We start from the raw sequence: 11622 nt of genomic DNA, 5'->3' as shown, positions 1-11622 counted from the left end.
CACATCTTTCATTAACTCACTAAAAGATAGATCTACACATTCAGTTTTCTTTTGATGCATTATCGTCTGAGTTTTTTTTACAGACTCTCTTCGTAAAATCTTCTTAACTGTTTTTAATTCATCAATGTAATTTTTTGTCATTTAATCAAATATGCCATATTCATCAAGAAATAAATCAATATCATATCTTAAAAGGTTCAATTATAGACAACAACAGATCTACTTTTGATGCCAATAAATCTTGGCTATATTTACATTCTATATTTAAACGCAATAAAGGTTCTGTATTAGAAGAACGCACATTCAATCGCCAATCAATAAACTCTAAGGTTAAGCCATCTAATGTATTTCTTTGAATTGCTTTCTGGCCCAATTGCAAATCTATCTGATGTATTACATCTTCCACGTGATTGACTTTAAAGTTCATCTCCTCACTGCAAGGAAATTGATGAATACTTTCCTCAACATAATCTTTCAATTTTAGATCAGAGCTAGAAAGTAATGCGATAACTAATAACCATGGAATCATGCCAGAATCACAGTAATAAAAATCTCTAAAATAGTGATGGCCGCTCAATTCACCGCCATAAATGGCATTAAATTCTCTCATGGATTGTTTCATAAAAGAGTGACCTCCTTTAGAAATCACCAATCGACCACCTGCTGCTTTAACTTGCTGCTTTGTGTTCCAGACTAATCGACCATCGGTTACAATGCTTTGATTTTTTGATTCTGCTAACATCTGCTTGGCAATCAAACCAATCATATAATAGCTGTCAATAAAATGACCTTCATGATCAAAGAAAAAGCATCGATCACAATCTCCATCCCATGCGACACCTAAGTCTGCACCATATACTTGAACTGCTTTTGAAGTATCTGCCCGATGATCAGGCAATAAAGGATTGGGAATGCCATTCGGAAAGGAACCATCCGGCTCATGATGAATTTTAATCAATTCACAAGGTAAATATTGTTCTAATAAATCTATAATGGGTGCAGCACAACCATTCCCAGAATTAACCACTACCCTAAGCGGTTTTAATTTTTGAACATTGATATATTGTAATAGATGATGGATATAATCAGTTTTTTCTATGAATTTTGTCAATTGACCCTTTTGAGGGTGAGTCGTTCCTAATTTTTGGTGAATGATTCGATCCCTAAGCTTTAATAGCCCTGTTGCTTCACTTAAAGGCACGCTATCTTTCAAGCATAACTTCATACCGTTATAATCCATAGGATTATGACTTGCGGTAATCATAATACCTCCATCAGCATGTAGCGCTGAAGTCTGATAATTTACCTCTTCTGTGCCACATAATCCTAATGAGATAACGTTGACTCCCATATCAAGCAGTCCCTTTATCAACGCCTGATGTAAACTCAAACTTGATAAGCGAATATCATGCCCTACAACCACAACATTTGGCGTGAATTCTACTGCATAAGCACGCCCTAATTGTTCTGCAAAACATTCATTTAACTCCGATGGTACTTTGCCACGGATATCATAAGCTTTAAAAAATTTCATACAACTCTAAAAATTAAGATAAAAAAAAGGTTATCACCTTATGATAACCTTTTCCCTACATTAACTCAGTATAAAATTAGATTTCTGCAAATGGGTCATTTAAAACAATAGTTTCAGAACGATCTGGGCCTGTTGAAATAACATCCACAGGTGCACCTATCAATTCTTCAATTCGGCGAATATATTTTTGTGCATTGACTGGTAATTCTTCAAATGAAGCTACACCCACTGTACTTTCTGACCATCCTGCATGCGTTTCATAAATTGGCTGGCATGCTGCAAAACGATCAGCACCATAAGGCGGATAATCTATTTTCTGACCATCCAATTCATAACCCACACAAATTTTGACTTCTTCCATGCCATCTAAAACATCTAGTTTTGTTAAGCACAAACCAGAAATACTATTCACTTCCACAGAACGGCGCAATACAGGCGCATCAAACCATCCACAACGGCGAGCACGGCCTGTTACTGAACCAAACTCATGGCCACGTTCAGCCAAACCATACCCAACTTCATCATGTAATTCTGTAGGAAATGGTCCAGATCCTACACGAGTGGTATATGCTTTCACAATGCCCATGACATAATCAAAGTACAAAGGTCCAACCCCTGTACCTACTGCTGCACCGCCGGCTGATGTATTACTTGAAGTAACAAATGGATAAGTACCATGATCAATGTCTAAGAAAGTACCTTGAGCACCTTCATACATTACACTTTTACCAGCTTTACGAAGATTATTTAATTCTTCAGAAACATCTGTCACCATTGGTAGAATACGTGGTGCTAATGCCATAATTTCTTCATATACAGCATCTACTGATAATGGCTCTTTGCCAAAATAATTTTGTAAAACAAAATTATGGAATTCCATCACCAAAGTTAATTTTTCTTTAAAACGTTCTGGATAAAAAAGATCAGCAACACGAATTGCACGGCGCGCAACTTTATCTTCATAAGTTGGGCCAATACCACGACCTGTTGTACCAATTTTATTAACGCCTAATTTCTCTTCACGCGCAAGATCAATGGCAATATGATAAGGCATCACCAATGGACAAGCTTCTGAGATCTTCAAGCGCTTATCAACATCAACGCCTTTTGACAATAATTCATCCATTTCGCTTAACAATGCAACTGGCGACAATACAACACCATTGCCAATGTAGCAAGTAATATGAGAACGCAAAATACCTGATGGAATCAAACGTAAAACTGTTTTCTTACCGTCAATCACCAATGTGTGACCAGCATTGTGACCACCCTGAAAGCGAGCAACTGCTGTAGCTTTTTCCGTGAGAAGGTCAACAATCTTACCTTTACCTTCATCACCCCATTGAGTGCCAACGACAATGACATTCTTACCCATTTGTTTTATTCCCCGATTTCAAATTTTGAATAAAAAAAAAAGAAATTCAATTCAATGATGTTTTCGCACTCTTACTTATTTTGGCTGAAAATATTGAAAGAACTCAGAATCTGTATCCAAAATTAAGATGTCACCATCTCTTTTAATACCTTTCTGATAGACTTCTAAACTACGATTAAATTCATAAAATTCTGGATTAGCAGAAAATGCTTTAGCATAAATACTGGTCGCAGCAGCATCACCTTCACCGCGTAAAATTTCAGCACGCTTATAAGCATCAGCCAATCTAATTTCTCGTTCTTTATCAGCATTTGCAACTTTTTCAATATATGTTGCTTCACCTCGAGCTCTAAATTCTTTAGCAGCACGTTCACGCTCAGTATTCATACGATCATAAACACTTTGTTTCACATCATCTGGCAGTTCTACGCCTTTAATTCTCATATCAACAATATCGATACCATATTGTTTACCTGTTTCACGAATATTATTCAAAATATCATTTTGAATCACTGCACGAACAGTAATATTTGCAGCACCATCAAATCCTGCAACAACTTCTTGTAAATTACGGTTTGCAAATTCTGCACGATAATTATCTTGTACAACAGGTTTCAATAAGCTATTTAAACGCATTGCATTACCTTGAACACGCTCATAGAAAACTTTTGGATCAGCCACTCGCCATTGAACAAAAGTATCAACAATCAAGTTTTTCTTTTCTAATGTTAAAAAAGGTTCTGGATCTGTCACTAAAGTTTGTAGGCGTCTATCAAATTTACGAACTGTGTTGATAAAAGGCACCTTAAAATTTAATCCAGGGCCAATGTTATTCTCTTGAACAACACCAAACTGTAAACGAATTGCAGTTTCCCACTGTTTTACGATATAAATTGAATTAGCTAATAAAAAAGCAATGATCGCTAAGATAATAACGATTGGTGTAATTTTCTGATTCATGCTCTATCCTACTTTTAATTAACGGCCATCTTGGCGGCTGCGGATTTTCACTACAGGCGCACTATTGGTATTCTCAGAAGATAAGTTTTGTGTTTTTGACATAAAACCATTTGAGGGAATAGATTGTGTCGCTTTTGTATCCTTGCGCTCTTGAATTGCAGTTGAATCAATATCTAATTTAATAGTTTGTTGCCCACCACCCATTAATTGGTCTAACGGTAATACCATTAAATTATTGCTATTGGTATTCATCAATACTTTATTTGTATCTTTAAAAATGGTTTCCATTGCATCTAAATATAATCTTTGACGAGTCACTGAAGGCGCTTGAGCATATGCTTGATTCAATAATTCAAATCGATTAGCCTCACCTTCTGCTTTAGCAATAACGCTCTGCTTATAACCTTCTGCTTTTGCTAATTCACGCTCAACCTCACCATTTAAACGACCTAATACATCAGTCACATAAGTTTCAGCCTGATTAATCATACGTTGTTCATCTTCACGTGCCTTGATAGCATCTGTAAATGCAGCCTGAACAGGTCTAGGTGCTTGCGCATCTACTAAGTTAACATTAGTGATGTTTAAACCAATATTATAATCATTCAATACTTTTTGTGCCAAAGCCTTAACTTCTGCTACTAATTGCGCTCGACCAGAGGTCAAGATAGCATCTAAGCTTGTTTGCCCCACACGCTCACGCACAGCACTTTCTACTACATCACGTAAAACTTCATCTGGGTTAGTTGATGCAAACCAATAGCTAGCTGGGTCTAAACGGTTAATTTCATACTGAACTTCAACTCGAACATCCACAATTGCTTCGTCTTTAGTCAACATCATTGTTTCCTGACGACCACCAATTGTTGCAGAAAAACGATTTTCTACATTGATGATTCTATGCTCGCCCACAGGTGATGGGAAACGCCAATGCATACCTGGTCCTGTTACCGCTTGCTCTTTACCTAAAAATAACACTACAGCATTGGTACCAGTATCGACAATATAAATACCGCTTAACATCCACAATACAAAAGCACCAACTGCGCCTAAACCAACAAGCTTGCCGCTGATACCAGAATTAAATGGTTTATTGGGCGTACGATTATTATCGCCACCATTATGACCATTACCATTGTTTTGAGATGATTTTCCCAACACTTTATTTTTAAGATCTTTTAACAATACATCTAAATCAGGCATATCTTCCTGCTTAGGTTTTTGTCCTTGATCACGTGGTGGCTCTTGCCCCCCCGAGTTATTACGGTCTTTTGGCTCATTCCAAGCCATTTCTAAAGTACTCTCTTTCATTTTTCCCTTAAATAAATTCAAGAATGTTTTAGACAAAAGTGTGAATAAATTACCAATATTTGCCATAAATTGCATCTAAAATCTCTAATTGAGGTATATTTGGGCATCTGCATCCAACTTCTGCAAACGATCCCAGTCAGACTTTTGCATTAATAACTCAATAACAAACTCACCACTTTCATTAATTGATTCATTTTTTACTGCATTTAATTCGAATAGCTTAGCACGTAATCTACCTTTTGAAGGCGGTAAAATAATATTTTTTGAAATATGTTTATCTTTAAAATAAATTGCAATTGCATCTTTGAGTGATTGTACCCCTAAATCTTTTTCTGCAGAAATCCAAACAGATTTAGGCATTCCTTCATCATTATAATTGACATGAGGAATAACGTCATTCAAACAATCAATCTTATTATTCACTTGAATCCTAGGAACTTTATCTGCACCGATTTCTTCTAAAACCTGTGCCACTTGTTCACTTTTAAATTCACGCTCAGAATCTGAGGCATCCACAACTTCTAGCAATAAATCAGCATCTACAGCACTTTGTAATGTTGAATGGAAAGCTGTTACAAGTTCATGAGGTAATTTAGAAATAAACCCAACAGTATCAACAATCACTGCATCACCAATATTATCTAAGAACAATGTACGATGTTTGGGATCTAAGGTTGCAAATAATTTATCTTCAACATAAGTACCTGCATCAGTTAAGCGATTGAATAAACTAGATTTACCAGCATTAGTATAGCCGACCAAGGCAATCACAGGCACACCCAAACGATCACGCAAAGCCTGACCTTGATGTCGTACTTGCTGTACTTTCTCTAATTTCTTTTTTAATTGTTTAATTCTTAGGCCGATCATGCGTTTGTCCATCTCTAATTGAGATTCACCAGGACCACGCAATCCAACACTACCACCTCTTAGGCTATCTAAGTGTGTCCACATACGAACCAATCGAGAAGAAATATGGGTAAGCTGCGCTAGCTCAACTTGAAGTTTACCTTCAAAACTTTCTGCTCGTTGTGCGAATATATCTAAGATGAGAGCGGTACGATCAACAACACGAACTTTTAGATATTTCTCTAAATTTCTATTTTGACTGGGTGAAAGCTCATGATTAATGATAACGACATTGGCACCCAATGCGGTTACTGCCTCACGAACCTCTTCGACTTTCCCTGTACCTAAAAAATATTTTTGATTCGCAGACGCTAACTTTCCTTTAATTAAAGAGAGTTCTCTGACATCTGCAGCTTTGACTAGCTCTTGAAACTCGCAGATCTCTTCTGCATGAGAATTTTGAGATTGTAGAGAGACCAAGATTGCTTGATCTCCCTCTGTAAATTGACCTTCGTTTTCGAACATTCTAAATATGATTCGTACAAAAGTTCAATTCTAACATGAAATACTGATTAAATAGTAATTTCAGCTTCTGACTCTTCAGATACAGCTTCTTCACCATCAAAGCTTACACGAATGCTGCGCGCAGGTACGATAGTAGAAATTGCATGTTTGTAGATCATTTGGCTAACATTTGAGCGCAATAAAACTACGAATTGATCAAAAGACTCAACTTGTCCTTGTAATTTGATACCGTTAATCAAATAAATTGATACAGGAATTTTTTCCTTACGGAGCACATTTAAGAATGGATCCTGTAGAGATTGTGATTTTGCCATTTTTATATCCTTCACTAATAATTAATTTTGTTGAGAAAATTGTTACATCTTTTATTTTTCCACTGTATTTAAGTACATCCACTATATTTAATATACTCTAAATGATGTGGGGATCCTTAGTGATTAAAACAACTAATACTGGCAAGTTAATTAGTATTCTTTTAATCAACCTAGAATAAAACTGTACCCTACACAGTTTTCATACTGATGATAAAAAAGTATAGAACATATCTGCGATAATTCAGTTATTATCTTCACTATTTTTATCAATCTTTGTAATATCTAATATTTTAAATTATATCAAATTAACATTAATTTACATATTTTAAATATTTAATTATTACAAAACATCCCAACCCAAGACGTCACTAATCTATAAATTGGAAGATATGACATCTTAGATCCATTTTCTTATACGTCAAGTTATATTCGATTTTTGTATAAATATTTTGAAACAAAAATCTTTATTAATAAAAGATTCCATTATAAATAGAAAATAATGCCATTTCATGGAATTTACCAATTCAAAATTGATATGATTGATTCTTCTAATTGTTAACTGAGCTAGTATTACATGAGCAAAAATAAAAAACAATTTGTCTGTCAATCATGTGGCAGTATTACCCAAAAGTGGTCAGGGCAATGCTTAGATTGCCAAGAGTGGAACAGTATTGAGGAGGTTTTAGTTGAAAAAAGCCTACCTGCCTCTTCTCGCCTATCTGGTTATGCTGGCACTGCTGGTAATAATGCCATCCAAACATTGAATAATATCAAAAAAGAAGAACACCAACGCTATGATACGGGCTTAACTGAGCTTAACCGTGTTTTAGGGGATGGATTAGTCACAGGTTCTGTAGTTTTAATTGGTGGCGATCCAGGCATTGGTAAGTCAACCATACTATTACAAACAATGGTACATTTTAGCCAAACGTTAGATGTTCTCTATGTTACAGGTGAGGAATCACCAAGCCAAATCGCACTGCGTGCTGAGAGATTATCTTTGCAGCAAAGCGATCTTAAAATATTATCTGAAACCTCTGTTGAAAAAATTATTGCCACAGCAGAATCTCTTTCGCCTAAAATCATGGTGATCGATTCAATACAAACAATATTTACTGAATTTCTCAATTCAGCTCCTGGCAATGTTGCTCAAGTCAGAGAAAGCGCCGCACTTTTGACCCGATATGCAAAACGCACTAATACTGCTATTTTTCTAGTTGGCCATGTGACAAAAGAAGGTGCTATTGCAGGACCTAGAGTTTTGGAACACATGGTAGATTCAGTTTTATATTTTGAAGGAGAAGTTGGCTCCCGCTTCCGAGTGATGAGAGCTTACAAAAATCGTTTTGGGCCAGTTAATGAACTTGGCATCTTCGCCATGACAGAAAAAGGATTAAGAGAAGTGAGCAATCCTTCAGCAATCTTCCTATCACGCAATGAAGAACCGAGTGCAGGTAGTGTGATTATGGTTACCAAAGAAGGCACACGCCCGCTATTAGTGGAAATTCAAGCCTTAGTTGATCAATCTTTTGGTAATTATCCTCGCCGTGTCACGTTAGGTATTGAACAAGCAAGGTTAACCATGCTTCTTGCGGTATTACATAGACATGCTGGCATTGCAATGAATGATCAAGATGTTTATGTGAATGCTGTAGGTGGCGTTAAAGTCACTGAAACAGCTTCGGATCTTGCTGTAATCTCAGCTGCTTACTCAAGCTTTAGAAATAAAATTCTACCCTCTGATTTAATCATTTTTGGTGAAGTGGGTTTATCAGGTGAGATTCGCCCTATACCTAATGGTGAAGAACGCCTTAAAGAAGCTTTTAAACATGGCTTCAAACAAGCTATCATCCCCAAAGGCAATGCTCCACGACAAATACAAGATGGTTTAAAAGTAATCGCTGTTTCTAAATTATCTGAAGTTATTGATGCACTTTCAGAAATTAGCCATTAATACTACCCTCTGAACTTATTGATCCACTAAAAAAATAGATCATAGAAAATTCTATGATCTATTGATGAGTTATTATTGATAGTTATAAGTTAAAAATAGGCATTAATTTTCTTAAAATTAACTCGACCTGGATGTAAAGACTCAACGTTAGGTTTTTCCTCTTCTACATTACATTCTGTATTACCAAAAATATCTCCAATACATGGCAAGCGAGGGCTATTATCTTCTGCGTAATGACTGCTATCCTCCTCACCAACAATTTGGATAATTTCCTCTTCTAAACCATTTTGAAAATCATCAAGATCAGCAATGTCATTGCCTTCTGGACTATCGGAAATTCCGCTACCTGTCAAACCGCCTTCAGCTGTTCCTGTCGTACCTTTATTGTATATTCCTTTTGCACCAGAAGACTTACCTGTTTTGGCATCAAATGATAACACTTTACCAAAAGCAGCATCAGCCAAACAAGGATCATAAAGATCACCAGCTATATAATCATTATCCCTTTCATGAATTCCCCATGTCACAAACACAATACTATCGTTACTAGAATCATACTTGGCATTCTGGATTGTACGCTCACCAGATTGTGAGCCATCCGCAATTAAACGAATTGACCAACCATTAACACTAGTATTAGGGTTAACAGATTCTGGTGCTGTAATTTCTAAATCATGTTTTTCTTCAGAATAATAATTAATATTAGAGCCTTTTGCATAATTAACACGGCCAACATTTAAATCTGAAATCGTTAATAAAGAAACAAGTGGTCGTTTTGAAGATGATAACTCTCCAACCGTTGAGGTTGCAGCAGTACTTGTACTATTATGATCAACAATCTTATAAATACTGTGTTCGACCAATGAGTTATGCCCACGATCCAACTCATAGCTAGAGGCATTACCAGTACCAAATGCTATATCATATAATCCTGTAGATTTTTCCTTAATGACTAAAGGCTTAACTGAAATCGCCGATTGGCCAGGATTATTAGGTACAGTAGAAGCTTTAAATAAAGCTGTCACTGTCACACTATTATCCGTTAAATCTTTACCATTAAAATTCACTCGATACAATGTACCTGAGTAATCTCCGACATAAATACGATCAAGCGCCTGCCCATTATTTGATGCACGTACAACAATAGATGGTGTTGCTGCTCCTCCACCATTAGGGCTTAAAACAATTTCATGTAGTTTTTTGCCTGTATAAGCATCTATAAAGTAAAGCACTGATTGATCAACCCCAAAACCATTACCAAAGACAGCAACAGCTTGGCCTTTATTATCGTAAATACGGTTAAACATCTCAAAGTTAGAATAGGTATAACCTAATTTTTCAAAACCTGCTGTTCTAAATTCTTCAGGCCCTTCATTCGTAATTTCAAATAGTGGTGTAATATTTTCTAATGATTGAGCAGATGAACTATTAAAATTGGTAGGTGCACCAAAAATTCGATAACCAACAATACCCTTTCCACCACTTCCCATAGAAGTCAAACCGATAGTTGCATAAATATCTCCCACCGATGGTTCATATACTTTTGCATCAATAAGTTTAGTTTTACCTTCCAATACCAAAGTTGCAGGTCGATTATCTCCCGCAATTTCATCTAATCTATGTGCTAATAGCTGAGGGAAATATGCTGTATTTCTCGCACCGGCTTCTTCATAACCCGTTAATCCGCGCTGTGCATTAACAAAACTGATAAATCCATCATTATCAGAAACGATCAAATAATTACTTGCTTGATGCCCTGCTTTATATTTTACATATTCAACTAAATCTATGGCCAATGTAGGTGCCATTTTATTTTTAGCAATATTAATATTCAGCACATCTTTATTAGCTAAAACTAGATCAGAATTTGTCACACTTCCCATTGGGCGTACACGTGCCCTTAATCCATGATCTCCCTCATAAGCTCCAGGATTCATCAACCAAGGTATATAATAATTATTGTATGGCTCACCATATTTTTTTGCTTTATAAATTTCTTCAAATTGCTTATTAACCGCAGGATTATCTAAATATACTAATTGATTACTATCCCCTAAGAATGTTACATACCTAGCCTGTTCAGGTTTCACAGTATTATCTGTATTCCATAACTCAATCACATCAATGACTGGTTTTTCTTCACCATCAACATTAATGTAACTAGAAATATACGGCGCCATTGCACGAATATTTCCCATCTGCTGATTAAAATTATAGGTTGTATCATAACGAATAGCACCAACTTTAGATAAATCTACATGACCACTAGAATTGGTTGGTTTGCCCTCTAAAACACCTGAATTATTTCTATCATTTGTAGACATTGTGCTACTTGTACTTTTAATAATAGAAGAAAAGATCGTATCAAAAGCTAATAATAGATCTTCAGAATTACCATCTCCTTTTGCGAAGCCAAGATTCATCCCGTCTGTTGGCTCAGTCATATCTAAATAAACACGAGATAATGGATCTACAAATAAACTCACACTATGCGTAATGATTGGCATAGCCTTAGATAGCTCATCTTTCCAAGATTTGCCAGCATCATCTACTGTTTTCTCTTCCCATTGGCCATTTCTGTAAATTGGTTTATGCGCATCACGCAAATCAACCTGAGATGTTATATTTCCTATGACTTTACCATTATTGAGAAGGCCATCATAACCAATATTAACACCATTAATCTTCGCATGAGTTGCTAAAGGATGAATATAATCTACTCTAACCCCATCATTTGGATCAATTCCCCAAACTTCTGCCTTATTAGGCTCACCATCTGTCATCACAATCATATGATTTT

The 11622-nt window shown here is 36.0% G+C and carries 8 protein-coding genes; 1 reads left to right on the top strand and 7 read right to left on the bottom strand.

Annotation, left to right across the window (positions count from 1 at the left end):
* Positions 1-181 precede the first annotated feature (181 nt).
* The 6 genes from BZK14_RS02605 to hfq all read right to left on the bottom strand — a co-directional run bounded on the left by BZK14_RS02605 (position 182) and on the right by hfq (position 6868).
* Positions 182-1534 carry a phosphomannomutase/phosphoglucomutase gene (locus tag BZK14_RS02605; protein WP_077925042.1) on the bottom strand — a complete coding sequence of 451 codons (1353 nt, stop codon included), beginning with the start codon at positions 1532-1534 and terminating at the stop codon, positions 182-184.
* Positions 1535-1610: 76 nt separating this feature from the next.
* Entirely contained in the window at positions 1611-2909 is a 1299-nt protein-coding gene (locus tag BZK14_RS02600) for an adenylosuccinate synthase (RefSeq protein ID WP_077925041.1), read from the bottom strand.
* Positions 2910-2984: 75 nt separating this feature from the next.
* Positions 2985-3869, bottom strand: coding sequence for a protease modulator HflC (gene hflC / locus BZK14_RS02595; protein WP_077925040.1), 885 nt, complete (start codon positions 3867-3869; stop codon positions 2985-2987).
* Between the two features lie 18 nt (positions 3870-3887).
* Positions 3888-5246: an FtsH protease activity modulator HflK gene (hflK, locus tag BZK14_RS02590; RefSeq protein WP_245831128.1), complete on the bottom strand. Its 1359-nt coding sequence runs from the start codon at positions 5244-5246 to the stop codon at positions 3888-3890.
* An 18-nt stretch (positions 5247-5264) separates the two neighbouring features.
* Positions 5265-6554, bottom strand: coding sequence for a ribosome rescue GTPase HflX (gene hflX, locus BZK14_RS02585; protein ID WP_077925039.1), 1290 nt, complete (start codon positions 6552-6554; stop codon positions 5265-5267).
* A 47-nt stretch (positions 6555-6601) separates the two neighbouring features.
* Positions 6602-6868, bottom strand: a complete 267-nt coding sequence (gene hfq / locus BZK14_RS02580) for an RNA chaperone Hfq (RefSeq protein ID WP_077925038.1) — start codon at positions 6866-6868, stop codon at positions 6602-6604.
* 574 nt (positions 6869-7442) lie between these two features.
* On the opposite strand from hfq, the gene radA reads away from it, so the two are divergent.
* The gene (gene radA / locus BZK14_RS02575) at positions 7443-8822 is read left to right on the top strand and encodes a DNA repair protein RadA (protein WP_077925037.1); all 1380 of its coding nucleotides are present in this window, start codon (positions 7443-7445) and stop codon (positions 8820-8822) included.
* Positions 8823-8911: 89 nt separating this feature from the next.
* Here the strand turns inward: radA and BZK14_RS13215 are convergent.
* Positions 8912-11622 (bottom strand): pilus assembly protein (locus BZK14_RS13215; RefSeq protein ID WP_077925036.1); only part of this gene is annotated, 2711 nt, incomplete at its 5' end.

Source organism: Wohlfahrtiimonas larvae (assembly GCF_002006755.1).
Taxonomy (GTDB): domain Bacteria; phylum Pseudomonadota; class Gammaproteobacteria; order Cardiobacteriales; family Wohlfahrtiimonadaceae; genus Wohlfahrtiimonas; species Wohlfahrtiimonas larvae.
Note: the sequence above shows the minus strand (reverse complement) of the source record. Positions and strands in the feature narration are given on the sequence as shown.

Coding starts and splice junctions, on each gene's coding strand:
- hfq (WP_077925038.1), bottom strand. CDS start 6,868: ATGGCAAAATCACAATCTCTACAGGATCCATTCTTAAATGTGCTCCGT.
- hflX (WP_077925039.1), bottom strand. CDS start 6,554: ATGTTCGAAAACGAAGGTCAATTTACAGAGGGAGATCAAGCAATCTTG.
- BZK14_RS02605 (WP_077925042.1), bottom strand. CDS start 1,534: ATGAAATTTTTTAAAGCTTATGATATCCGTGGCAAAGTACCATCGGAG.
- BZK14_RS02600 (WP_077925041.1), bottom strand. CDS start 2,909: ATGGGTAAGAATGTCATTGTCGTTGGCACTCAATGGGGTGATGAAGGT.
- hflK (WP_245831128.1), bottom strand. CDS start 5,246: ATGGCAAATATTGGTAATTTATTCACACTTTTGTCTAAAACATTCTTG.
- hflC (WP_077925040.1), bottom strand. CDS start 3,869: ATGAATCAGAAAATTACACCAATCGTTATTATCTTAGCGATCATTGCT.
- radA (WP_077925037.1), top strand. CDS start 7,443: ATGAGCAAAAATAAAAAACAATTTGTCTGTCAATCATGTGGCAGTATT.